Genomic DNA, 21,577 nt, shown 5'->3' with positions numbered 1-21,577 from the left:
ACAGGGCGGCGAGATCCTCAGGGTCGGAGTGAGAACCGTGACTGGGTCGGGGGCGGCGAGGGCGGTGGCGCTGAGCATTGCATCAATGGCGTACTTGTGCCCGTGCAGGACGGTGTCGGACAGAAGTGCGGCGGCGTGGCGGCGATCGGCTCGGTGACCGCTTCGACGACCAGGCGGGACAGCCCCCACTCCAGGGCCGGCCGGTTGATGCGGGAGTGGACCACTTCGACGAGGGTGGCGGCGGATGCGATGACGCGGAGGTCGTCGGCGAGGGCGAGCCAGGCGGTGACCGCGCGGTCGCGCTGGACGGCCTTGGCCAGTCTCTCGCTGTCGAGGACCAGGGTGCCGCCAGGGGGGAACGGGTCACGCGGCGCCCGCTACACGGTGGGCCTGTTCCCGCCGGGCCTGGTGGAGTTGGTCGCGTAGCGCCTGGACCTCATCATCGGTGATGGGGCCGTGCTCGGCCTCGGCGACCTGGATGCGTTCGCTGAGGTTGTCGCGCTCGATCTGGCGGGCGACGGCGGCGGCAACGTAGGCGGACAGGCCCGAAGGGCCGCTCCGGGGCCGAGTGGCCTCCGCGATGTCGCGCGGCATGGTGATCGAATACTAACCAGTAGGCTCGGCCATGCTCTCTATCCCGTCGCTTATTCTCCTACATCTTCGCAAACCGAAGCAGTCCGAGTCTGATGGAGGCTCTGGGGTGATCGTCGTGCTGGCATGAGGGCCATGTGGCCGCTTGAAGTGGAAGCCCGATCTTCCCAACGGATCCGGTCACCTGCTGGCTTCGCGCCGCACAGGTCTGGCTTCTCGCCTGTGCCTGAAGGTTGTCGCCCCCTCTCTGTAGTCTTGGGCCATAGAAGGGAGCACGGCATGAGCGCACAACCGCACGACTTCATCTCTGTCGGTGCAGGTCCACCTGAGAAGAACCTGCGAGCCATCCGTGCCGCGCTGATCGTTCCGGAAGATCGCGAGGCTTTTGACGCCGGATTGAAGGCCGTACTCGACGAGGTCAAGGTCAGCCTGGATCTTGGGGCGCTACACACTTTCGTGCACCGTTGGTGGATCTCCGCCTGTGACACCGCGAAGGATCCCGAGGGGCGTCGCCAGATGCACGTCCGAGCCCGGCAGGCTCTGGCCGGCGAGCCCGTTCCCCAGGGGCGGCCGTGGCGGGAGATCCTTGGCGCCCGCGGGATCGACGTCTAGGTGTTCAGGCTCATAATCGATCCCGTAGCCGAGGAACAGATCGCCGCGCTGCCTGATCACGCGTTGCGGCCCCTCACGGAGCTCTTCGCACTCCGGTAGACCGCTCCTTGGAGCGGCAAGCCATACGACTCCAGGAACCCCAGAGCGAACATGCTTACGCACCCGTTCGGAGAACGTGGTCTCGCCACCTACGTGGTCTGGACCGGCAGCGCGAAGTCTATCTAGTCCGCGTTGAGTGGCCGTAAGCGCTCACACTCGCCACAACCACCAACAGACCGCTCATCCACTCCGCCCAAGCCTGGCATCCCAAGTCGAACATCTGGCGATTCTCCTTCGCGACCACGCCAAGGAATGCGAGCACATGCTCAGGCAGCGGCGGCCAGGCCTGCCGATCTCGAGCCGGATACGTGCCGGAACGGACGGGGAACCACGGTCAATCACGAGGACGCACAGTTACCGGACCCTGCCTGACCTGCACCCTCTTTTCCCCAGCTCAGAGCACCAAGATCAGCAGATGATTCCCGAGCTGACAGCGCGGGTTCGATTCCCGTCACCCGCTCCACGTGTGTAAGCCCAGGTCATCCGATGGATTCGGTGCCTAGACTTTGATCTTGTTAGGGCTATTTGATCTCTGCGTGCCATTAACTTGCCATTAGCCTTATGGATCACCCAGCGGGTACCAGCAGCCCGGGCGGATCATCCTTGTCGTCTTCGCGAGCCTGATCGTGGCCGATCAGGTGCTTGTCGATAGTCGCCGCGATGACCTTGTCCGCACCGCGTACGGGCGTGCTGATAGATCATCGCTGCACGGATATTGTCATGCCCCATCCGCGCCATGAGGTCCTTGAGACCAGCGCCCGACTCAGCCGCCGGTGTGACGGAGATCAGTATGTTCGGCTCGGCCGCCATCGACCTTGCCCGGGTTGCTGGAGGCGAATCTGACGCTGCATCATGCTCTCCAACAACCCATGGGGCACCGCCGCCGGCGTCGCCATGGGCGAACGGCTCGGCCTGCTCGTGATCAACGTGCTCGGCGAGGCCGTCCTGCAGGTCGTGGTGGCGGCGGAGGAGATCGGCTGGACCCGCGCCTTCAGCGTCGCCGCGCTGTCCAGTTTCGGCCTGCTGGTCTGTCTGTGGTGGCTGACCCTAGGGTACGGCTCCGCCGCCGTGCCCGGTGTCGGCGGGTCGGTGGCCCGGATCAACGCTGCCCGCCCATTCGCGATGACCGCCGGAGTCGCGGCCACCGCCCCCGTCCTGGGCGCCCTGGCCGAACACGCCGACGGCCACCTCGCGACCGCCGTGCGGTGGACCCTCTGCGGGATGTTGAGCCGGGCCCCGGCCGGGAGCGTGATCCGCCGGGGCGCCCGGCCCTGCGTGTAGGCGCGCATCTGCTGGTGCTGGGCCACGCTGCGCAGCACGGCCAGGCGCCGCTCCGGGGTGGCGGCTCTGCAGGTACGAGATGACGATGTCGGCCACCACGCCGAAACTCCAGAGCCAGTACCGGCCCGGCACCCAGATCGAGATCATCCAGGGGACCAGACGGCACCGTACGAGGCGGCGGGCCAGGCGCCGAGAAGGTACCGGTCCCGCTCCAGGTGTGGGTGGCGAGGACCCGGCAGGCCAAATACGCGATGGCGAACACGCGCGCCCGGTCTCCGGCGGCTTCGGGGATGGCGGCGGCCATCCCCGCGGTGCCGAACCTGGCGATCAGCATGGACCGGCGGCGGGTACGGTCACCGGCCACGTTGGCGTAGAGGGTGAAACTGGTCCAGACGCTCCACACCGCGTAGTACAGGACGATGAACAGTCCCGCGTCGGCGATCGCGATCAGGTGGCCGGGCTGGGCTGGAGCACGTGCGCCAGCTGGGCGACCGCGACCACGATGATCAGGTCATAGAACAGCTCAAGCCAGCTGGCGTGCCGCTCCGGAGTCTCCTGCTCAGCCATGACCTGCAAAGTATTGGTGTGGGCGGTGCACGCCAATGCGAATCACTGACCGACCGAGGGGATGACCCGGTAACGGATGTGGGTCGCCTCCGGCGTGTCGACCACCCGCACGATGTCCAGTTCGAGACGGGACGGCAGCACGTCGAAAAGCCGGCGACCGCCACCGAACAGCACCGGGATCATGTGGATCTGCAACTCGTCCAGCATCCCGGCTCGCAGTGCCCGCTGAGCCGTGTACGCGCCATGCACCATCACGTCCCGGTCACCGGCGGCGGCCTTCGCCCGCGCCATCGCGCTCTCGATCCCTTCTGCCACATAGGTCACCAGCGGATAGTTGGCAACGGACGGGCCAGGCGGGCGACTACTGAGCACGAAGATCGGCACGCCGCGGCCGTGGTGATCGCCACCCCAGTGATCGACTTGTTCCGCCGTCCGCCGTCCCACGACGACCGCACCGGTCGCATGGTATTCGTCGTTGAACCGCCCAGCCGCCCCATCCATCCGATGCCGCTCCCCGTCCGGCGTGAGGCCCCATTCATGCAGCCGGATGAAGCCGTCGCCACCGACGTTGTCCTGCCCGTCGTTCGGCCCCGCGATGTACCCGTCCAGCGACATCGACATATAGAGCACCGAAGCAGCCATTTCGACCTCCTGTGATCCCGACACCGGCTGCCCAAGTATCCGGCTCCCAACGCAGACGCGCGATCATTGGATGATGTTGGCACGTGTGATCGACTTTCGTTGGCCAGATCTCGAATGGCGTGGTATCGACGACCCCAGCCACGCCTGCGAACTCCTGGAGATATACGCCGGCCCGCATAATGAGCCGGGCGAGGAGCGATTCCAGCTCACCGTCTGCACCCCCTCGGCTCTCGCGGAGCAGTTGCGCCGGCATCCTTTCCTCATCGGCCGACACTGGCTCTTCGTTCCGGAGTTGCGTCCCGCTGAGGTGACTCGCTGGTTGAACGACCGTATCGGCGTAATGGAGGCCCGGACGTGGACCGAACTCGCCGCAAAGATCGGCCGGATCGGGCAGTCGGAATTCGAGGACTGACGTTCGTCCCACGGGACCAGGGAGCCAACGTGGTGATTGTGCAGCGGATCGTGACCCGGTGGAGTAAACGAGCGCGTGGCGCCGGCGCGGCCGTGCGCCGGCGCACGATTCCCCTGGCGTTCGAGTTGCCGCCGATGCCTGCCGAGCCGCTCGTCGTCCACGACCTCCTCGCGGCGGAACGGACGGGATACGTACCGGACTCCGTCGTAAGCGGCCACGCTCTCCCGGCGCGACTACACGGGCTGAGGTTCAAGCTGTCCGAAGGAGCCATTGAAGTGGCGCGGACCCCGGTGTGGGCCTCGCACCCGACAAGCCGTTTCCCTGGCCGGGTGTTCTTGATCCGCCCGGGCGAACGTGCCCGTTACCGGGCCAACTTCCGTTTCAGCGGCTACGGCACCGAATGGTACTACGAACAGTGGACCGTCAACATCGCTCATGGTCCGTGGCAACGCGACTTGTTCCTGACGGAGACAGTCGATCACCACAAGGACGAACGAGTGTCTTTGTACGGCTGAGCTGACAGCGTGTCGCGGGGATGCCGCAACGTGGCCAGGAGAGAAAGTTGATCTCTGCCACCACTCCGCTGGACGTGATCCGCCGCAAGATGTAAGTGCGGCTTCAGGGCTATTCTCGGCGCGCCGTGCTCGGCCGCTCCCCCGTCTCCTCCTTCTCTACGGCAGCCCGGACAGCACGTCGGTATGCGGCCACTCCCGGCAAAGGACATCCCACAGGACCGCATGCCGGCTACCTGTGATGTACGGCAGTTGCCCTTGGTCCTGAACGACCGCCTCCGCCGGGGCCGCCATGACTTGATCTCCCCACGGCGGGATCGCATTGGCCAGTACCCCGGGCAGTTCCAAGGTCGCGTACTCCGGTTCCCACCAGGTCGCATACGCCTTCTGCAACACATCCGGATGCACGCTCAACCACACAGCGAAGGTAACGCGATAGCCACCCGTCAACGACACCGGCAGGAGGCAGCGGATGAACGCGCCATAGCCCTGCACCTGCATCATGTCGTCAGTGCTCCACGTGAGGGCCTCCCGCTCAGCCTCATCAAGTCCCAGCACCGGATCCGGGAGACGGAATCGGACCTGCCGATCATGCCGATCCCGCGACTCACCACATTCCGCACAGACGTCACCGACTATCGAGCGACCTTCCAGACTCATAGCCGCGACCCTACTCACGTCACCGCAGCGCGGATTACCGGACCAGCGGCCTGACCGCGTGTACCAGTCGAGGTAGTGCCCGACGCTCCTAGTCAGTGCTAGTCAGTGCGATCGACGCGTGCCAGATCCGTGCCAGAACAGGCGGGGAACCACGGTCATTCACGGAGACGCACCGGTATCCGACTCACCGTGACCTGCGCCCTGTGTTCCCAGCTCAGGGCCCCAAGATCAGTAACCGATTCCCAAGCTGACAGCGCGGGTTCGATTCCCGTCACCCGCTCCACAAGCGTAAGCCCAGGCCATCCGATGGATTCGGAGCCTGGGTTCTGATCTTTAATGAGGCTTGTTGATCTCGTCGGGCCATTGCGCGCGGGGACCAAGATCCCGCTTGTGCCGTCGTCGTCCTGATCCTTGATGTGTCTGTCGATGGCATCCGTGATCATCTTGCGACGCCACCTACGGCGTGCTGATAGATGGTCGCGGCACGGATGCTGTCGTGACCCATCCGGGCCATCAGGTCCCTGAGTCCAGCGCCGGACTCCGCCGCGAACATGTTGCCCGTATGGCGGAGATTGTGAAAGTGGGGATTCGGAACGCCGATGAACCAAACCGCTTCAGGCCATGCCGACGTCCGGTTGAACCCGCTTCTCCGCATCGGCCCGCCCTTGGTTCCGGGGAAGACCAGGGAGTCATGTTCAGCCTTCTCGCCCCAGCATGGCGGGGCTGCAAACACCAGAAGGGTCCAGGCCATGGTGCCACGGTTCGGTCAGCAATGGCTTTCAGCGATGGCTGGGCGATATCGGGTGAGCAGCCTTAGAGCAGGGCGCGCCAGGAGGCCTCCCACTCGGGTCCACGCCACCCGGGGCAAAGTAACTCTGGGTGACGACAGAGACGAGGGTGCTCTGCTGACCGCGGCCCCAGCTCCTAGGTGATCACCCTGTCAGTGGCTGCTTAGAGGGCGTCAAGGTGGCCGCTTCTGGTCGCGTTATTGGCGGGAGAGTGCGCGGGTGAGGCCTGCCAGGATGGTCGTTGCGAGGATCCACCCTGCAGTGATCATCGCTGCGGCGAGCCACTGTTGTGCGCCGCGCGGGCCGAAGGCGCTCTCCTGTCCGAAGCTGATGATCGGGAGGAGCAGGTCCAGGGTGTAGAGGAAGGCGTTGAAGGGGGGAGCCTCGCCTGGCTTGAAGGCCGGTGGCAGGTGGGCGGTGAAAACGACCGTGCCGACAAGGAGAAGGGCTGCGAGCCAGAGCGCAGCGCGGAAGGGTCGGTAGCCGTACCCGACGGTCCAGTCCTGCACATATCCCCACAGCCGCGCCCCGAGTCGCCGCCCCGATCGGCGGCGACGCTGTTTGGCCAGCAGTACGTCCCGAGCGGCCTCATCGTGGCCCTGCCGGCGGTAGACGGCGGCCAACTGCTCATAGGGTTGAGGTTGGTAGGCCTCCCTGGCCAGCCAGTCAAGTCGCTCCTGGACAGGCAGGGGAGCCTCCAGGCTGTCATAGGTGAAGCCGTTCATCAGGACGTGAGCAGGCCACCGGCTGGGAGCGTCATCGAGCACGCCGACCCGACTGTGGCGAAGGTCGACGGCCCGCAGCAGTTCCGTCTGGGGCCCGATCTTCAGCGAAGCCGCTTCTACACCACGAAGGTGAAGGTCACCGTCGATGGTGGTCTCCGCAAGGCACAGTGTGGCGGCGATCTGGGAGTTCCTGATCGAGACGTCTCCCGTGGCCGCGAAGCCTTCGCAGCAGTCGATGCCCCCGCCCGCGATCACCTCCCACAGGGACAGAACCCGCCCGCCGGGATTACTGAGGGCGGCACCGTGAAACGCCAAGCTGCCCTCGATTCGGGCGTTGATGAGCACGATCTCGCCGTCGGCACGGAAGCCTTCGCTGCAGCTGAGCCTGCCGGTGATTCCCAGCCGACGCAGGGAAAGCGCCGTCGCACCCGGGTTGGACAACGTCCCGCCGTCGAGGTTGACCGATCCGCGGACCTGGGTGGAGTCCAGAAAGACCTCTCCGTTCGCCACAAAACCTGGTGTGAGCCGAAGTCCGCTGCCGATCTCCATCAGCGGCGCGTTCAGAGCGCGTCTTCCCGGATTGGCGAGGCTCGCCTGCGCGAAACGGAGCGAACCAGCCACGCGGGCTCCGCGCAGCAGGATTTCACCTTCGGTCGAGAAGCCGTCATCGATGCGCAGCCCGCCCTCGACACTGAGTCTCTCCGCGTTCAGGGCGATGCCGTCCGGGTTGGACAGCTGGGCTCCGCTGAAGACGCACCGGCGCCCTATCCGGGCCTCCTGCACGCTCAGCTCCCCCCAGGAGCGGAAACCGCGGGCACACGACAACCCGCCGTCGATGACGACCCCCTCGGCGGTGAGGCTGAAGCCGCCTGACCGTCCGACCCGTGCGCCATCGAGGGTCATCGTCCCGCCGATCCTGGCGCCGACAACGCGTAACTCACCGTCGATGACGGCGTTCGCGCACAGAAGATCACGGTCGACAATCAGGCCGTCGGCATGGACGGCCTGAAGTGCGTGGATCGCTGCGCCGCTGAGATTCAGTGTCCCGGACACGTGGGCCCCGGCGAGCTGGATCGGGCCGGCCAGCTCGCAGCCTTCCAGGCGCAATGCCCCGCCGATCACAGCGTCTACGGCCTGCAGTCCGGGTGCCCGGGAGGCCGTGAGGTCCACCAGGCCGGTGCGGGCTCCGGTGAAGACCGGCGTTTCCTCGAACTCGCACTTGGTCAAGATCAGAGGGTGTTGTACCTCGGCGTACGACAGGTCCAATCGGCCCACGATCCGGGCGCCGGACAGGTGCATACCGGGCGTCTGCCCTGCAAGGCGTTCCCGGGCGCCGAGCAACATCCTGGCGATGATCGCAGCCCGAACGGGGGTGCCGGGAAGATCCACAGGACGCGCTGCGGGAAACGCCTCCCAGAGGGCGAGTTCCGGCTCGGACAGATCCTCGATGATCACAGGCACTCCTGGAAGAGTCGTACGCGTCGATCATGACTGTGACCACAGCCCTGTCGACAGCCCAGGATAAGTTCCTACTGCTGATCGGCGGGCGAGGAGCGCTTTCCGTGCCAGATGCGTGCCAGAACAGGCGGGGAACCTCGGTCTCTCACAGGGCCTCACGGTCACTTGGACCGCCCTGACCTGCACCCTATTTCCCAGTTCACTACGGCAAGATCAGTAGCCGATTCCCAAGCTGACAGTGCGGGTTCGATTCCCGTCACCCGCTCCACCCTAGAAGACCCAGGTCACGGATGGTTTCCGGACCTGGGCCTTGATTGTTTCTGGAGCCTTTTCGATCTTCTGTGCAATTAGAGGTCCCATGGATCTTGACCGGCCGTGCATCCATGCTTCGATGGCCATCGAGGTGTCTGAAGGCTAAGTTGCGTTCCGGGGTCGTTGTCGATCTCTGCCTGGTTGGGTGGGGTGAGTGTGCCCTGTCTGGTCGTGAACGCATTGAGCTGGAGGGCGTGGATGTCCGACGAGGTTCCGACCACTGATGATCGCGAACCGGCGCTGGTCGTGACGTCGATGATCGATCGCGTACTCGACCTGGCGGCGACCTGGACGGTGTGGGACGGTCGCCCGGTGCGCGCCGATGAGCGGGTTTACACCCCTCACAAGGCGATCCGCCGAGTCACCGATCACCTCATCGATCACCTCGCCGAGGTGGAGGCACGGCTGGCCGGCAATCCCACGATCCTTGATCGCTGGCACGCGTCAGCGAGCACGACGTCCGCCGATCTGGCGGCGTTCACTGACCAAGACCTGGACGAAGCCAGGAGCCGACTCACCCGGCTTGGTCGGATATGGGCCGATCGGCTGACCGCGCTCACTCCAGACCAGCTCGACCGGTCACCCGGTGAGGGCTGGACATTCCGGCAGATCGCATTCCACCTGGCCGACTCGGCTTACTACGCCAACGCCGTTGGAGACCTTTCGGCGGTTGGTCCGATCGCTGACCTCTTATCGGCTTCTCATGAGCCGTCGCCAGCAGATGATTGCGGCGGCTAGGGTCATGAAAACTTCGTGGATGTCGTTGCGGACCTCCCAGCGGATGCGCAGGCGGCGGAACCAGTGCAGGAGCGCGATAGCCGGAGGCCGAATTGGTGAGGTTGCCGAACCGTCCCGGTTCGCCGGCAAGCCGCAGCTTGTAACTGCCGTAGAGCCCGGTTACCTTGATCCACTTCCGGTAGCCATGGCGAGGGAGCTGTGCCAGAAATACTGGGCCGTGCCGACATCCTGAAGCTTGAAATTCAGCGTGGAGCCGCCGAACCTGGAATTGCAGTTTCGAATCTCCATCTAGATGTCGTGGGCTGGAGCTGTTGGCAGGCACCGTGTCGGCCTATAACGCGGTCGAACTTGAGGATTTACCAACGCTTCGCGACCTCCTCGATACGGGCCATGACGTTCAGGACGCCGAGATACAGGGCTGGTCCCTGCTTCATCACCCCGTCGACGTGGAGATCGACGGACACCATCAGACCGGTGCGCCCTTACATGTAGATGTGACGGCGTTCCTTCTTGCCCGTGGTGCCAACCCCTTGGCCGCATCCGACCAGCACGGAACGCCACTACAGATGGCACAGCTTCGTCGTCACTGGCTCGCCGTCGAGCTGATCCACGCCTGGCTGACACAGCCTGACAGGCTTGTCTAGGAGCCATGCCTCCGGCGGAACTCTCGGCTCCGGGGCGGTCACCCAAGGGGCTGCTCATAGAAGATCGGTATCCGATTCCCAAGCGAACAGGGCGGGTTCGAATCCCGTCACCCGCTCAACAAAGAGTTTCCGATGAAGGTAGTCCAACCCGCCTATGGCTCAGATAATCAGATCATGGAATCCGCTGCGGAGTGGGATCGGTGTTTGGGGTGGACGTTCGAGTTGATCTCGGAGGATCCCGTTCGGCGTGAGCGGGCGCGCGGCCGGCTGAGGGTTACTCAAGAGCGCCGTAGTGAGGCGTTGTACGCCCTCAATGAGGTCTGGCGAGCTGAGGGGTTGTCGGCCGCTGATCAGGCTGGAGACCGATACATTGCAGAGCGACGAAGAACCCTGCCGGATGCTTTGTGGGAGTTCATTCCCGCTGAGTCCTACGCCGATTGGGCCGGACTGAAGTATGTCCTGCTCTATCTGGAGTGGGAAGCTCGATATCCAGACGAGTGGATGGCCTCCGCCAAGGGTTGGGGGACGAAACACGGTAAGTTGGATGATCTGGCCAGGGCTGTGCCGCATCTTGCAACGGCGGTGATCGATCAACTGGTTGACTTGATTCTTCTTGCCGTACGGCGTGAGCACCGTTGTGAAGATGTGGGATATGCCGTACTGGCCAGGGCGGTCGGCGGCTCACGGTTGCGTCGCCTCCTTCTTGAGATCGCCGATGAGCCTGATGAGGGTTTCCGCTTACGGGCCCGGTACCTCCTGTGGTTGCTGGATCACCCTGAGGCGTCCAAGCCCAAACCGAGCCAATGGCAGGCGTGGTTGAGAAGCCAGGAAAGCGAGTCGGCGTCCGAAAGAGCCGAAAATGTACCCTGAGCACGCCGAGCAAGCAGGAGCTCCCCCGTCCCCTCGCATGCCCGTTGCGTGCCCGTTAGAAGAGTAACCAAGGGACTCACGGGGGACTCACGGTCACTCGACCAGTCCAGACCTGCACCCCCGTCTTCCCAGCTCAGGACGCCAAGATCAAGATCCGATTCCCAAGCTGAAAGCGCGGGTTCGATTCCCGTCACCCGCTCCAGGCATGTGAGCCCAGGTCATCCGATGGATACGGCATCCCACTCGTCGGAAATCTCCCTGAGCATCATCGACGGCACCCGGCCATCCTGGGCGTGATCGACCTCCCGCCTCTGGGCTCGCTCTACAGCGCGGCAAACGGCACACGCACGACCATCCACGCCAGCGGAACCGACACCCTGAACGCAGCCATCGTGTCCATCGGCGACTATGCAGTCGGACCCGACGCGGAACAGAAGAATCAGACTGCGACAGGGGAAACCAGTACAGGGGGTGGGATTACCGTCACCCTAAGTCGAGAACTTCGACCCCATGACTGCAATTGCCGCCCCGGCGCAGGGTGGCGGCACGAGAAGAGGGACTCGACCATGCCCAAGTACCTGATTCAGGCGACCTACACCGCAGATGGCCTCAAAGGAGTGTTGCAAGATGGTGGCACCGGACGCCGGCAAGCGGTGGAACGCATGGCGGAAAGCGTCGGCGGGCGGGTCGAGCAGATGTATTTCGCGTTCGGTGAGACAGACACGTATGTGATCGTCGACCTGCCGAACAATGCGGCTTCGGCCGCTGTGGGTCTCACAATATCGGCGTCTGGGACGGTACGAACGAAGACGGCTGTCCTGCTGACGCCAGAGGAGATCGACGATGCCACGCGGATGGAGGTGGCATACCGGGCTCCTGGCGCGTGACAGTTGGGTGATTGCGAGCGCGTGGACTGCGGCTTGTGCGGCTTCTGCCGAGATGGGGTTTGACGCCGTCGTCTCCGTTCGCGATCTCCAGCAGGACTCGTGCATGGCACCAGTCGATCTCTCCCGGCTCGGGGAGCGGACACCAGCAGGCCAGGTCCTTGCCATCGAGATCGCGCCGGATCTCGTCATTGCTTGGGTAGCGGGGAAACCGGCACCATACGCGGCTGCGGCCGGAAGTCGGTGACCGCGTGTCGGCGGCGGGCATCACGGATCGGAAACCCGGGGCAGGACCACAGCGTCCGCCAAGGCGGAACAAGCTCAGGGAAGGCCAGGGCTTCGGCATAGTCGGGTGGCGTCCGAGTTGTACTCAAACGAGCCCGACTTCGACAAGATCAAGACGGTCCGCGCGAACGCCATGCCATGGGAGGGGGCAGCGGCCTCTCGCCACGGTGTGGAACCGCCCCCCACCCTCCGTCCCAAGCCTTTGCTTCATCTATCGATGTTCGATAGATTCCCATCGTAAATCGATGGAGGATGTCAATGGGAAAGCTGACCGTGCATGCGCTGCGCGCCGTGCTCGTGGTGGTGCTTGCCGGCACTGTGTTCGTACAGGCATTGATGGTGTGGGCGTTGGTCAGCGGGAGCGACCCGGAGGACGGGTCGCTCCCGCTGACCCCGCTGCGCGTGATCACGATCGTGGGCATGGTGTCAGTCCAGGTCGCCCTAGTCTGCGTATGGCGGCTGGTGACAATGGTGCGACGCGGAACCGTGTTCTCCGACGCCGCCTTCCGGTACGTGGACGGCGTGATCGGCGCGATCGTGGCGGCTGCCCTCGTGTGGTTCGCGGTCACGGTCATCAATGCGCCGGGCCAGCGGGACGACCCGGGCGTCACCGTCATCATGGGCGGGATTGGCGTGGCCATCCTGGGGGTCGCGCTCATCGTGCTCGTGCTGCGGATGCTGCTCGCCCAGGCCGTCGCGCGCGACGTCGAAGCGGCACAGATGCAGGCCGAGTTGGACGAGGTGATCTGATGCCGATCACCGTCGACATCGATGTGATGCTTGCCAGGCGGAAAATGTCTGTGGGCGAGCTCGCGGACCGCGTGGGGATCACGCCCGCCAATCTGGCGGTACTCAAGAACGGACGCGCCAAGGCGGTGCGCTTCGCGACGCTCGCCGCGCTCTGCGAGGTGCTCAAGTGCCAGCCGGGCGACCTGCTGCGCTGGGAGGCCGAGGACGCCGCGGGCGGATGACATGCCCAAGGGGGCGTGAAACACCTGGCACCTCCGCGCGTGGCACGGCACGTGGGCCGCATGGACGTGGATCGTCGATCCCCGCAGCACCGTCCCGACCCCGTTGGGTAGGTTCCCGGTTCCCGAGCTGACAGCGCGGGCCCGATTCCCGTTACCTGCTCCACCCACGAAAGCCCAGGTCATTCGGTAGATCGGGACCTGGGCTTTGATCTTCCTCACGGTGTGCGCTCCACGCCCGTACAAGCGGGCGACCATCCGCTCGCCAGATGTCCTGCGGAATCCGGTTCGCATGAGGACGACTCGCCACCCTGCGGCCTGAGTGCGGGCCGCGAGGCTCGGGCTGAGCAGGTACGGCGCCAGCTTACGGCTTGAGACCAGCCCGCAAGGACTCGATGAACCAGGCGAATACCGGTGTCAGGCTCGGCGCGACCGGCCATCCGTTGATTACGGCGAGGAGATGCAAATAGCGTTCCGCGCGTGGGTCGTTGGCGATCTCCAGGCGCGTCAGCAGCCAGCGGCGCAGGTCGGTGTCGTCGGCACGACTGAACACCTGGGCGTAGCGGGCGGTGATGGCGTCGACGATGACCTCCGCCTCGGCTGAAGCGGGGGCGACGCCGGCGGTGAGGGCGTCGTTGATCTGCCGGCGGACGGTTTCGGTGAGGTCGTGGTGGAGGCCGGTGGTGTCGCCCCGGGCGCGCTCGTCTGCCTGGTACTCGGCCATGCGGCGCACCGCGGTACGGAAGTCCGGGTCCTGGGTGAGCTCGGCGAGTTCCACCCATGCCTCGACCTGATCGGGTTCGGGGTCGTCCGGCAGGTTTGGCATGGCCGAGCGCATCATGTCCACCAAGTCCGGGTTGGCGTCCAAGCCCCCGAAGGTGTCGTCGATGAAGTCGTTGACGAGGCGTCGGCGCTCGTCGTCGGAGAGTTTCGCGAGCTTGTGCATAAGGTCCACTTCCTGAGGGGTGGAGACCCGCTTGGCTACCGCTCGCAGGACCGCGCGACGCAGCTGCAGAGTGCGGATCTGCACGTCCAGAGCGTTGGCATGCGCCGCCGCGACCTCGGGCGCCGAGATCTCCCGGTCCAGCACCTGACGGATGACGGCGAGGTCGAGGCCCAGGTCACGCAGTGAACGGATGAGGTCAGACGCGCGAGCGCATGCAGGTCATAGAGCCGGTAGCCGGCCGGGCTGCGGCCAGTCGGCGGCACGATTCCGGCGTCGGAGTAAAACCGTATGGTCTTCACCGTAAGCCCGGTTCGCCGGGCCAGTGCCCCGATCGTGTAGAGCGTGCCGCCGTCCATGCCCCCACCCTTGTGTCTCCCCTTACTGGAGACTCAAGCCCATCCTCCAGGGGACCCGTTAGTCTGGCGGGCACCCAACCACATCACCCCACTGGCGGCAGCACACTCTGCAGATGGAGTGGAGCCCTGCCCATAACACGGTCGAACTTGAGGACTTACCAACGCTTCGCGACCTCCTCGATACGGGCCACGACGTTCAGGACGCCGAGATACAGGGCTGGTCCCTGCTTCATCACGCCATCGACGTGGAGATCGACGGACACCATCAGACCGGTGAACCCTTACACGTAGATGTGACGGCGTTCCTTCTTGCCTGTGGCGCCAATCCCTCGGCCGCATCCAACCAGCACGGAACGCCACTACAGATGGCACAGCTTCGTGGTCACTGGCTTGCCGTCGAACTGATCCACGCCTGGCTGACACAGCCTGACAAACTTGTCTAGGAGCCGTGCCTCCGGCGGAACTCTCCGGCTCCGGGGCGGTCACCAAAGGGCCTGCTCATAGAGGATCGGTATCCGATTCCCAATCTGACGGTGCGGGCTCGATTCAAGTCAGGCTCTAGGCTTCAGGTAGCACTGGAATGTTTCACTCGTAATCTTCAGCACGGCCGAATCATGCTGTGGCGCAGGCCAGATCTGAAGGTAGTGGTCATCTACCGAGCAGCGCTCTTCATCCATTCCGCGGACGTGATACCGCAAGCGGTACGCACCGGGACCGGAAAGCAGCGGGGAAAGGTTGTGCGCCATTTCGTCGTTCCAATCCATGAGCCATCCCACCAGGAAGACCTCGCCCGACGGGGATTCGAAACTGATCTCCACGATGTCCTCATAGCCGTCGAAGTCAGCACCCGGATCCCGGTCGGCGACAGTCACCGTGAAGGGAATCGTCCCCCACTGCGTGGCGATGTTCAGGCTGGCGATCCCTCTCCCCTCCACGTTGATGAGCCCAATGGACTGAGCCGGTGAGTCTTCTGGCCTGCCAGCGGCCTCGTGGTTCCCCTGATCCAGGAGATAGACCTGACCACAGTCCTCCACCTCCACATCCATCCGCTTCGTACGCACGACAGAAGGCTCGTCTCTTCTCATGGGCGGGAAGCATAGAGTCCGTCACCGACAATTTCGGCTGGCCGGAGCGTAGCGCGATTTATCACGGCCGAGAGGCACGCTGAGCCAGAGCCGCCCAGTTGCTCGGTGGCCTCAACGGGCACCTTCGCGAGGCTCTTTCTGTTTGTGGAGGGCCGACACCCAGATCCCCGCTGCGAAGGGGATTTCACCCCCTCGCGCTCGCTGGGCAGGCTCCGCTTCGCTCGTTGCTGGGTGAATTTACCTGGACCAGCGAGTTTGGGTCCGTCTCGGGCCTTCACCATTTTGTGCCGTCTCAGGCGGCTGACAGGGCCAATTGCCATATCGCCGCGTCAACCGCCTGTCCGATCTATGAGGGTTCAGCGCCGAAGTTGACGTGGGCTTCGGGCGGAGGAACTGCATGGCTTTGGAGCGCGTCGACGCAGATGTCGAGGGAACTGCCACCCTGTCCCCTTGAGCATGGCTAGAGCTCACTATCGAATGCCGGTCCTCTAGTTCCCTGTCGATCTCCAGGACCGGGCAGAGTTTCCGTCGGCTCGTCTCGGTCAGCCGTGATCAACGACCGCGCCTGCCGAATCCTGACACGGACGTCGCTGCCGATCGGCGGAAGCTCGGTGGCGAGTACGTCGCCGGGGTGCAGGCAGGTCAACGAGCCGGCGGAGGTATCGACGTCGACGCGGGTGGCGACGCCGAGCGCGACTGTACGGCGCAGCGTTCCGGTCACCGACCGTACGTCATGGGCTTGGTCAGCGGGGCCGTCGGACGGGGCGAGGACGAGTTGGGTGTGCTCGGGCCGCGCCACGAGGGTGTGCGTACCGCCGGTGAGAGCCGGCGGGAGGAGGTTGGTGTAACCGAGCAGCCGGGCGGTGTCGGCGTCACCGGGGCGGTCCAGCACCTCGGCGGTCGGGCCGTGCTGGCGGATCCGGCCGTCGATCAGCAGCGCGGTGTCCTCGGCCAGCGCGAGGGCCTCATGCCGGTCGTGGGTGACCAGGATCGTGGCGGTGGGCTGCCCGGTCAGCGCGGCCCGCAGGTCGGCGAGCAGGTCGGCGCGGGTGGTGCTGTCCAACCCGCTGAACGGCTCGTCGAGGAGCAACACCCGGGGGCCGACCGCCAGCGCGCGGGTGATGCTGACCCGCTGAGCCTCGCCTATGGACAGGCTGCGGGCATCCCGGCCGACGAGGGGCCCGAGGCCGAGCGCCTCGATCCACGGCCATGCGCGGATACGCGCCTCGCGGCGGCTCACGCCGCGAAAACGCAGCCCGCTGATCACGTTGGCGGCCACCGTGCCGCGACGCATGATTGGCCGTTGCAGCACGGCCACGATCGCGTCGCGCAGCAGTGACCGCGTCGCGGGGCGGCCATCGAGCAAGATCTCTCCACTGACGCGGTGGCTGCTGAGCAGGCCCAGCGCGCGCAGCAGGGTGGACTTACCGGCACCGTTGGGGCCCAGCACGGCCAGTGTGCTTCCCGCCGCGACGTGCAGTTCCGGCACGCTGAGCAGTTCCCGGCGGCCAGCGTGCACGCGCAGCCCGCGGCACCCGATCCCGGCGCTCAGGCCGCTCACCGCATCACCGTCTGCCGCTGTTGTATCAGGGTCAGCGACAGGTTCACGCCGAACGCGATCAGCAGCAGGATTATGCCGAACGCGATCGCGAGCGAGAACTGGCCCCGGCTGGTGGCCAGTACCGCAGCGGTGGTCAGCACGCGGGTCTGGCCGGCCAGGTTCCCTCCGACCATCTGCGCGGCGCCGACTTCACTGACCACTGCGCCGAACGCGGCCATTGCCGCGGCCAGCAGCGGCAACCTGGCTTCGCCCAGCAGCGCCGCGAGCGCGCGGATCGGGGTCGCTCCGAGAGCCTGCATCTGTACCCGGAAGTCGGGATCGACCTGTTGCAGGGCGGCCGCGACCAGCGCAGCCACGATCGGGGTGGCGATCGCGGCCTGGGCGATGACCATCGCGGTCGGGGTGTAGAGCAGCCCGAGGCCGCCCACCGGTCCGCTGCGCCACAGCAGCACGGTGACGAACAGGCCGACCACTACCGGCGGCAGACCCATCCCTGTGTTCACTGCCGCCAGGGCGATCCGCCGGCCCGGGAAGCGGGCCAGCGCAACGGTCGCGCCCAGCGGCAATCCCAGCAGCAGGGCGATCGCGGTTGCGGTCAACGAGACGCGCAGAGTCAGCGCGGTGATCGACCAGCTGTCCTGGTCCCCGGTAAGCAGCAACCTGATCGCGTCCACCAGCCCGTTGAACAGGACGTCCATCGATTGACCTCCCCGCGCCAGGCTCACTCGCCCAGGGTCGACTCGTCCTTGCCGGCGTCCGGGGTGAACAACGGCTGGCCGAACTTCGCTCGCCCGAACTCACCGATGAGCCGCTGCGCCGACGGGCCGACGATCCAGTCGGCGAATGCCTTCGCACCGTCGGGCTGGACCAGGTCCCCTGCCTTTTTCGTCATCTCGATGACGTGGTAGACGTTCAGCAGGCCCGGATCGCCCTCGCTGAGCACGTCCAGCGCAAGGGTGCCGCGCTGCGCGAGATAGGTGGCCCGATCCGACAGGGTGTAACCGGCTTTCTCACTGGCAACCCGCAGTGTTTCGCCCATGCCCTGGCCGGTGGACTGATACCAGGATCCGTCCGGGGTCACCCCGGCCTTGGACCAGAGGCCCTTCTCCTTGGCATGCGTACCCGAGTCATCGCCCCGGGAGATGAACACGACCTTTGCGGCTTCGATCTTCTTCATCGCCTCCGCGCTGCTCGTGCCCTTTACGTCGGCCGGGTCGGCCTGGGGACCGACCAGCACGAAGTCGTTGTGCATCACCAGCCGCCGCGAGCCGGCGCTGCCCTCGGCCATGAACTCCGTTTCCGCCGCAGGGGAATGCACCAGTAGCGCGTCGGCCTCTCCGCGACGGCCCAGCTCGATGGCCTGCCCACTGCCGACCGCCAGGGTCTTGACCTGCCAGCCGCTGTCGCGGGTGAAAGCCGGCAACAGCTCGTCGAGCAGGCCGCTGTCCTGGGTGCTGGTCGTGGTGGCCAAAATCAGCGACTTCACCGCCGGAGGCCCCGACGCCGTCCCGCCGGAGGTCGCGGCGGTCCCACACCCCGCCAGCAAGACCGCCGCGACCCACGCGAAAACAACCGTCAGCGTTCTACGCATCACTGTGACCCCTTCTGAGGTACTGCAGAGCCGTGCAAAATAGAGTGTGCAGTATGCAAGCGTGACCCGATACCGGGAGATTTGCGCCGACCTCGCCCATCGGATAAGCGCGGGCACCCTGCACCCCGGCGACGAACTGCCAGGGATCCGCGATCTCGCGCAGCAGTGGCACACCACCACCTCCACGGTCAGCCGAGCACAGCGCCGGCTGGCCGACGCCGGAGTGCTCGAACTGGCCGACCGCCGCCGCGCACGCGTAACCCCCGGCGCTGCGCTAGCGGCCCGGCGGTTCCTGCACGCGGACTCGGTTTTCACTCTCACCGGCAGCGACGATCCCGCGCTCGGCCTCGTCGTCGGCGCGCTGGACGGCAAGCTGAGAATCGTCGCCGGCGAGGGCAGTGTCGCCGGCCTCGGCACCGTACGCCACGGTCGCGCTGACGGTGCCGCGATCCATCTACTGCACCACACCGGGATCTACAACGCGCCCTTCGCGCTCGGCATGCTGCGGGGCCTCGAGCCGCACCTGATCCACCTCTGGCGACGCGAGCAGGGGCTGATCGTGCCTCCGGGCAACCCCCAGGGCATCACCGGCATCGCTGATCTCGCAGGGCGACGGGTCTCTATCCGACGCCCGGGAACCGGAACCCGAATCCTTCTGGACCGGCTGCTCCTCGCCGCCGGTCACGACCCGGACGGCCTCCGCGGACCAGAGGCCGGTACGCATCTCGAGGTTGCCCTGGCCGTCGCCACCGGCACCGTCGATGCCGGCCTCGGAGTCCGCTCGGCCGCGACCGACATGGACCTCGAGTTCATCCCGCTGACCTGGGAGGATTTCGACATCGTGCTGGCCGGCAATGCCCTCGGCCCGGCTGCTCAGCTCATCGCCGCACTACACACGCCGACCCTGCGTGACAGGATCTCCTCACTGGGCGGCTACGACACCGCCAAGTCCGGCGAGGTCACAAAGCTCTCCGACACAACGGGTCAAGAACGACGTAGCCACCGATAGGGCCCGGCTTCCTCTTGTGGGAACCCGCCCGTAAGCCGTACGACCTCCGGCACGCGGGAGTGACGTGGCGGCTGTCTGCCGGCGTACTGGAGGCGCAGGTGGCCGAGCACAGTGCATGTCTCGCTCCTGGCCGCTGGCCTAGATCAGCAACCGAACCACTCGGAGGCCTGATGTCGAGATGCCGTGCCGGAACGCAGCTCCCTTGTGTGGGTCACCGGCTCAACATAGCCTCGCGAATGTGAGCGACCCAGAGATCGGCGAGGTGTCCGACAGTGAGCGGGACGCCGTTGTGGAGCGGTTGCGGGCTGCCTCGATCGGGGGATGGCTCACTCCGGAGGAACTGATCTCTCGGACCGAGGCGGCCTATGGCGCCCAGACCCGCGATGAGCTGGCCAGGATGATCAGCGATCTCCCCGAGCAGTCGTCGAGTACCACGCACATCCAGGACAAGTGGCCCTTAAGGATCTTCACCCTTCCCGATCGATCAGGGTGGCAGCGGGTTGGGGGAAGGATCATCGCCCGACCATGGTTGCTCGGGGGATTCGAGTTCGATCTAAGCGGAGCGGTCGTGCCGCCTGACGCAGAGCAGGTCAAGTGTGCCGCCCTGTTTGGGGAGATTGAAATCATCGTTCCTGACAGGGTCAGCGTCGAACTGACCGGGTTCACCTTGTTTGGCCGGAGGCAGATCGACGTACGTGAGAGCGATTCCATCGGCCCGCCTCCGGTACTTCGGGTGCGGGCATTCACCATTTTCGGCAGCGTCCTGGTCCGGAACTAAGGCAGATCCCCTGCCTTCAGCGTGCTTTGACGGGATGGCTAGACCGTCCGAGGTGCACGCATGGGCTGGGAAAGCTAAGAGTTGGGAGGTGCGGGTGTCGGTCAGACGTGGATGGGATGATCGTGGACATGTCCACGGACTGGTCACACCTTGAGCATGCCTATGGCGCCGCAACCGACGTCCCGCGATTCTTTGAAGAGGCCGCAAATCCGGAACTGGCTGTCGAAGCGTGGCATGAGCTGTGGTCTTGTCTCTGCCACCAGGGAACGGTGTATCCGGCCAGCTTTGCCGCTCTGCCTGTCCTAGCAGACATCGCCACCGGTCGTAGGCTGGGCGATCCCCAGTCGGCGATTGCGTTGGCTAGCCGTATCGTCGTCGGTGAGGAGCAACTTCACCCATCTGGATACTGCCGTGAGCATTACCCGGCAGTTCTCGAAGAGTTGCACCGGATGGCTCAGCACTACCTGATGGCGGAATCGTTCGAAGGCGGCGAACGCGCCTATCTCTATCCGCTGGAGGACCTCCTGGCCTTCGAGGGGGTACCGGTGTGGAGCCATTGCTTACTCCCCGATCTCCACGACGCGATCTGCCCGTCCTGCTCAGAGTGCCTGGAGATCGACTTATGCCACACGCCTCCTGGCACTCGCCGTCGCGATCCGCATGCGAGCGTGCGAAAGCTCAACTTCAAGGGGCCGACGCTGACCGGTGTCCGTCCGGCGGCGCCCGCCGACCTCCAGCCGCTGGCCTCCCGGCTGTATCGCATGGCCGTCAACGCCGGGCAATCTGCGGCCGCTGAACATCTGACCTATCTGTTCGGGCGTACGACGTGCCCGAGTTGCGCTGCAGACTTCTCTGTGCCCGAGCAGATTGAAGCCTTCTATTCATAGCAGCCGCCTGTTCTCGCCCCCGCAGCCCATACGATCGCCTCGCTGTGGCCAATCGCCGGGGCTCCGTCCCTCAGCCCCGGCCCAACAGAGCGCTTCTTGTTGCAGTACGGGGCCGTCCAGGGTGGTTCAAGATACACGAACAAACCCGCTGACCTGCATCGACATGTCCGATCCCGCTCCATTGTGAGACTTCGACGCCCCGCCTCCCGGTCGGGGAGGCGGGGCGCTCATGGTTTGTCGGTCATACCGCCGGGTCGTCTAGTCGGGGCAGTGGCGCGCGGACGGACCGGAGTCGGGCTTCTGGTCGGTCTTGAGA

The 21,577-nt window shown here is 65.4% G+C and carries 26 protein-coding genes and 2 pseudogenes; 14 read left to right on the top strand and 14 right to left on the bottom strand.

The features are described from left to right. Window positions 1-363 precede the first annotated feature (363 nt). Window positions 364-594 (bottom strand): CopG family transcriptional regulator, encoded by a 231-nt coding sequence (locus Aph01nite_RS32100; protein ID WP_239162135.1) that lies wholly within the window; start codon window positions 592-594, stop codon window positions 364-366. A 276-nt stretch (window positions 595-870) separates the two neighbouring features. Here Aph01nite_RS32100 and Aph01nite_RS32095 point away from each other — a divergent pair, with 276 nt between their 5' ends. Together Aph01nite_RS32095 and Aph01nite_RS32090 are read left to right on the top strand one after the other, a co-directional pair. Beyond that, window positions 871-1,203 (top strand): DUF6247 family protein, encoded by a 333-nt coding sequence (locus Aph01nite_RS32095; RefSeq protein ID WP_204044792.1) that lies wholly within the window; start codon window positions 871-873, stop codon window positions 1,201-1,203. Between the two features lie 951 nt (window positions 1,204-2,154). After that, on the top strand, window positions 2,155-2,583 hold the full coding sequence (locus Aph01nite_RS32090; RefSeq protein ID WP_204044791.1) for a low temperature requirement protein A: 429 nt from the start codon (window positions 2,155-2,157) through the stop codon (window positions 2,581-2,583). Window positions 2,584-2,839: 256 nt separating this feature from the next. Here Aph01nite_RS32090 and Aph01nite_RS42740 read toward each other — a convergent pair. The 3 genes and pseudogenes from Aph01nite_RS42740 to Aph01nite_RS32075 form a co-directional block, all read right to left on the bottom strand. After that, window positions 2,840-2,986 (bottom strand): annotated as a pseudogene (locus Aph01nite_RS42740) (hypothetical protein); the annotation flags it as partial. Between the two features lie 44 nt (window positions 2,987-3,030). Then, entirely contained in the window at window positions 3,031-3,150 is a 120-nt protein-coding gene (locus Aph01nite_RS42295; RefSeq protein ID WP_204044790.1) for a low temperature requirement protein A, read from the bottom strand. Window positions 3,151-3,192: 42 nt separating this feature from the next. Further along, a complete protein-coding gene (locus tag Aph01nite_RS32075; RefSeq protein WP_204044789.1) occupies window positions 3,193-3,792 on the bottom strand; it encodes a dihydrofolate reductase family protein in 600 nt (199 codons plus the stop codon). Window positions 3,793-3,877: 85 nt separating this feature from the next. On the opposite strand from Aph01nite_RS32075, the gene Aph01nite_RS32070 reads away from it, so the two are divergent. After that, the gene (locus Aph01nite_RS32070) at window positions 3,878-4,204 is read left to right on the top strand and encodes an Imm8 family immunity protein (protein WP_204044788.1); all 327 of its coding nucleotides are present in this window, start codon (window positions 3,878-3,880) and stop codon (window positions 4,202-4,204) included. Between the two features lie 29 nt (window positions 4,205-4,233). Next, window positions 4,234-4,719, top strand: a complete 486-nt coding sequence (locus Aph01nite_RS32065) for a hypothetical protein (RefSeq protein ID WP_204044787.1) — start codon at window positions 4,234-4,236, stop codon at window positions 4,717-4,719. Window positions 4,720-4,875: 156 nt separating this feature from the next. Here the strand turns inward: Aph01nite_RS32065 and Aph01nite_RS32060 are convergent, their stop codons facing one another. The 3 genes from Aph01nite_RS32060 to Aph01nite_RS32050 form a co-directional block, all read right to left on the bottom strand. After that, window positions 4,876-5,376, bottom strand: coding sequence for a DUF2199 domain-containing protein (locus tag Aph01nite_RS32060; RefSeq protein WP_204044786.1), 501 nt, complete (start codon window positions 5,374-5,376; stop codon window positions 4,876-4,878). Window positions 5,377-5,815: 439 nt separating this feature from the next. Next, entirely contained in the window at window positions 5,816-6,127 is a 312-nt protein-coding gene (locus Aph01nite_RS32055; RefSeq protein WP_204044785.1) for a tyrosine-type recombinase/integrase, read from the bottom strand. Between the two features lie 234 nt (window positions 6,128-6,361). Next, the gene (locus Aph01nite_RS32050; RefSeq protein WP_204044784.1) at window positions 6,362-8,344 is read right to left on the bottom strand and encodes a hypothetical protein; all 1,983 of its coding nucleotides are present in this window, start codon (window positions 8,342-8,344) and stop codon (window positions 6,362-6,364) included. A gap of 513 nt (window positions 8,345-8,857) precedes the next feature. Here Aph01nite_RS32050 and Aph01nite_RS32045 point away from each other — a divergent pair. The 4 genes from Aph01nite_RS32045 (at window position 8,858) to Aph01nite_RS32030 (ending at window position 11,798) form a co-directional block, all read left to right on the top strand. Further along, on the top strand, window positions 8,858-9,397 hold the full coding sequence (locus tag Aph01nite_RS32045) for a DinB family protein (RefSeq protein ID WP_204044783.1): 540 nt from the start codon (window positions 8,858-8,860) through the stop codon (window positions 9,395-9,397). Window positions 9,398-9,708: 311 nt separating this feature from the next. Next, on the top strand, window positions 9,709-10,041 hold the full coding sequence (locus Aph01nite_RS32040) for an ankyrin repeat domain-containing protein (RefSeq protein ID WP_239162134.1): 333 nt from the start codon (window positions 9,709-9,711) through the stop codon (window positions 10,039-10,041). A 132-nt stretch (window positions 10,042-10,173) separates the two neighbouring features. Further along, on the top strand, window positions 10,174-10,911 hold the full coding sequence (locus Aph01nite_RS32035) for a hypothetical protein (RefSeq protein WP_204044782.1): 738 nt from the start codon (window positions 10,174-10,176) through the stop codon (window positions 10,909-10,911). A 566-nt stretch (window positions 10,912-11,477) separates the two neighbouring features. Then, a complete protein-coding gene (locus Aph01nite_RS32030) occupies window positions 11,478-11,798 on the top strand; it encodes a GYD domain-containing protein (RefSeq protein WP_204044808.1) in 321 nt (106 codons plus the stop codon). Here Aph01nite_RS32030 and Aph01nite_RS32025 read toward each other — a convergent pair. Further along, on the bottom strand, window positions 11,686-12,063 hold the full coding sequence (locus Aph01nite_RS32025) for a DUF4326 domain-containing protein (protein ID WP_239162133.1): 378 nt from the start codon (window positions 12,061-12,063) through the stop codon (window positions 11,686-11,688). The two genes, Aph01nite_RS32030 and Aph01nite_RS32025, sit on opposite strands and share 113 nt — an antisense overlap. A 275-nt stretch (window positions 12,064-12,338) precedes the next feature. Here Aph01nite_RS32025 and Aph01nite_RS32020 point away from each other — a divergent pair, with 275 nt between their 5' ends. Together Aph01nite_RS32020 and Aph01nite_RS32015 are read left to right on the top strand one after the other, a co-directional pair. After that, complete coding sequence (locus Aph01nite_RS32020; protein ID WP_204044780.1) at window positions 12,339-12,830, top strand: DUF2975 domain-containing protein; 492 nt, start codon at window positions 12,339-12,341, stop codon at window positions 12,828-12,830. Next, a complete protein-coding gene (locus tag Aph01nite_RS32015) occupies window positions 12,830-13,051 on the top strand; it encodes a helix-turn-helix domain-containing protein (RefSeq protein ID WP_030609318.1) in 222 nt (73 codons plus the stop codon). The genes Aph01nite_RS32020 and Aph01nite_RS32015 overlap by 1 nt, the downstream gene beginning before the upstream one ends. A 361-nt stretch (window positions 13,052-13,412) precedes the next feature. On the opposite strand, the gene Aph01nite_RS32010 is transcribed toward Aph01nite_RS32015, so the two are convergent. Together Aph01nite_RS32010 and Aph01nite_RS41765 are read right to left on the bottom strand one after the other, a co-directional pair. Beyond that, window positions 13,413-14,138: a MerR family transcriptional regulator gene (locus tag Aph01nite_RS32010; RefSeq protein ID WP_239162138.1), complete on the bottom strand. Its 726-nt coding sequence runs from the start codon at window positions 14,136-14,138 to the stop codon at window positions 13,413-13,415. Then, entirely contained in the window at window positions 14,030-14,350 is a 321-nt protein-coding gene (locus Aph01nite_RS41765) for a MerR family DNA-binding transcriptional regulator (RefSeq protein WP_239162132.1), read from the bottom strand. The genes Aph01nite_RS32010 and Aph01nite_RS41765 overlap by 109 nt, the downstream gene beginning before the upstream one ends. A 113-nt stretch (window positions 14,351-14,463) precedes the next feature. Here Aph01nite_RS41765 and Aph01nite_RS32005 point away from each other — a divergent pair, with 113 nt between their 5' ends. Further along, a complete protein-coding gene (locus tag Aph01nite_RS32005) occupies window positions 14,464-14,793 on the top strand; it encodes an ankyrin repeat domain-containing protein (RefSeq protein WP_204044779.1) in 330 nt (109 codons plus the stop codon). A gap of 108 nt (window positions 14,794-14,901) precedes the next feature. Here the strand turns inward: Aph01nite_RS32005 and Aph01nite_RS32000 are convergent, their stop codons facing one another. The 4 genes and pseudogenes from Aph01nite_RS32000 to Aph01nite_RS31985 form a co-directional block, all read right to left on the bottom strand. Beyond that, window positions 14,902-15,435 carry a hypothetical protein gene (locus Aph01nite_RS32000; RefSeq protein WP_204044778.1) on the bottom strand — a complete coding sequence of 178 codons (534 nt, stop codon included), beginning with the start codon at window positions 15,433-15,435 and terminating at the stop codon, window positions 14,902-14,904. Window positions 15,436-15,895: 460 nt separating this feature from the next. Then, a pseudogene (locus Aph01nite_RS31995) lies at window positions 15,896-16,948 on the bottom strand (ABC transporter ATP-binding protein); the annotation flags it as partial. Between the two features lie 44 nt (window positions 16,949-16,992). Next, the gene (locus Aph01nite_RS31990; protein ID WP_204044776.1) at window positions 16,993-17,694 is read right to left on the bottom strand and encodes an ABC transporter permease; all 702 of its coding nucleotides are present in this window, start codon (window positions 17,692-17,694) and stop codon (window positions 16,993-16,995) included. Window positions 17,695-17,717: 23 nt separating this feature from the next. Next, window positions 17,718-18,587, bottom strand: a complete 870-nt coding sequence (locus Aph01nite_RS31985) for an ABC transporter substrate-binding protein (protein WP_204044775.1) — start codon at window positions 18,585-18,587, stop codon at window positions 17,718-17,720. A gap of 61 nt (window positions 18,588-18,648) precedes the next feature. On the opposite strand from Aph01nite_RS31985, the gene Aph01nite_RS31980 reads away from it, so the two are divergent. The 3 genes from Aph01nite_RS31980 (at window position 18,649) to Aph01nite_RS31970 (ending at window position 21,261) form a co-directional block, all read left to right on the top strand. Then, the gene (locus Aph01nite_RS31980; protein WP_204044774.1) at window positions 18,649-19,596 is read left to right on the top strand and encodes a substrate-binding domain-containing protein; all 948 of its coding nucleotides are present in this window, start codon (window positions 18,649-18,651) and stop codon (window positions 19,594-19,596) included. 238 nt (window positions 19,597-19,834) lie between these two features. Beyond that, window positions 19,835-20,374, top strand: coding sequence for a DUF1707 SHOCT-like domain-containing protein (locus Aph01nite_RS31975; RefSeq protein WP_204044773.1), 540 nt, complete (start codon window positions 19,835-19,837; stop codon window positions 20,372-20,374). Window positions 20,375-20,490: 116 nt separating this feature from the next. After that, window positions 20,491-21,261, top strand: coding sequence for a hypothetical protein (locus Aph01nite_RS31970; RefSeq protein ID WP_204044772.1), 771 nt, complete (start codon window positions 20,491-20,493; stop codon window positions 21,259-21,261). Window positions 21,262-21,577: the final 316 nt, after the last annotated feature.

Source organism: Acrocarpospora phusangensis (assembly GCF_016862995.1).
Taxonomy (GTDB): Bacteria; Actinomycetota; Actinomycetes; order Streptosporangiales; family Streptosporangiaceae; genus Acrocarpospora; species Acrocarpospora phusangensis.
This window is presented reverse-complemented; position numbering and strand designations above follow the sequence as displayed.

Excerpts from the sequence above, each read along its gene's own strand:
- Aph01nite_RS32100 (WP_239162135.1), bottom strand. The coding sequence starts at position 594 with ATGCCGCGCGACATCGCGGAGGCCACTCGGCCCCGGAGCGGCCCTTCG.
- Aph01nite_RS32095 (WP_204044792.1), top strand. The coding sequence starts at position 871 with ATGAGCGCACAACCGCACGACTTCATCTCTGTCGGTGCAGGTCCACCT.
- Aph01nite_RS32090 (WP_204044791.1), top strand. The coding sequence starts at position 2,155 with ATGCTCTCCAACAACCCATGGGGCACCGCCGCCGGCGTCGCCATGGGC.
- Aph01nite_RS42295 (WP_204044790.1), bottom strand. The coding sequence starts at position 3,150 with ATGGCTGAGCAGGAGACTCCGGAGCGGCACGCCAGCTGGCTTGAGCTG.
- Aph01nite_RS32075 (WP_204044789.1), bottom strand. The coding sequence starts at position 3,792 with ATGGCTGCTTCGGTGCTCTATATGTCGATGTCGCTGGACGGGTACATC.
- Aph01nite_RS32060 (WP_204044786.1), bottom strand. The coding sequence starts at position 5,376 with ATGAGTCTGGAAGGTCGCTCGATAGTCGGTGACGTCTGTGCGGAATGT.
- Aph01nite_RS32055 (WP_204044785.1), bottom strand. The coding sequence starts at position 6,127 with ATGGCCTGGACCCTTCTGGTGTTTGCAGCCCCGCCATGCTGGGGCGAG.
- Aph01nite_RS32045 (WP_204044783.1), top strand. The coding sequence starts at position 8,858 with ATGTCCGACGAGGTTCCGACCACTGATGATCGCGAACCGGCGCTGGTC.
- Aph01nite_RS32035 (WP_204044782.1), top strand. The coding sequence starts at position 10,174 with ATGAAGGTAGTCCAACCCGCCTATGGCTCAGATAATCAGATCATGGAA.
- Aph01nite_RS32030 (WP_204044808.1), top strand. The coding sequence starts at position 11,478 with ATGCCCAAGTACCTGATTCAGGCGACCTACACCGCAGATGGCCTCAAA.
- Aph01nite_RS32025 (WP_239162133.1), bottom strand. The coding sequence starts at position 12,063 with ATGCCCGCCGCCGACACGCGGTCACCGACTTCCGGCCGCAGCCGCGTA.
- Aph01nite_RS32020 (WP_204044780.1), top strand. The coding sequence starts at position 12,339 with ATGGGAAAGCTGACCGTGCATGCGCTGCGCGCCGTGCTCGTGGTGGTG.
- Aph01nite_RS32015 (WP_030609318.1), top strand. The coding sequence starts at position 12,830 with ATGCCGATCACCGTCGACATCGATGTGATGCTTGCCAGGCGGAAAATG.
- Aph01nite_RS41765 (WP_239162132.1), bottom strand. The coding sequence starts at position 14,350 with ATGGACGGCGGCACGCTCTACACGATCGGGGCACTGGCCCGGCGAACC.
- Aph01nite_RS32005 (WP_204044779.1), top strand. The coding sequence starts at position 14,464 with ATGGAGTGGAGCCCTGCCCATAACACGGTCGAACTTGAGGACTTACCA.
- Aph01nite_RS32000 (WP_204044778.1), bottom strand. The coding sequence starts at position 15,435 with ATGAGAAGAGACGAGCCTTCTGTCGTGCGTACGAAGCGGATGGATGTG.
- Aph01nite_RS31990 (WP_204044776.1), bottom strand. The coding sequence starts at position 17,694 with ATGGACGTCCTGTTCAACGGGCTGGTGGACGCGATCAGGTTGCTGCTT.
- Aph01nite_RS31985 (WP_204044775.1), bottom strand. The coding sequence starts at position 18,587 with ATGCGTAGAACGCTGACGGTTGTTTTCGCGTGGGTCGCGGCGGTCTTG.
- Aph01nite_RS31970 (WP_204044772.1), top strand. The coding sequence starts at position 20,491 with ATGATCGTGGACATGTCCACGGACTGGTCACACCTTGAGCATGCCTAT.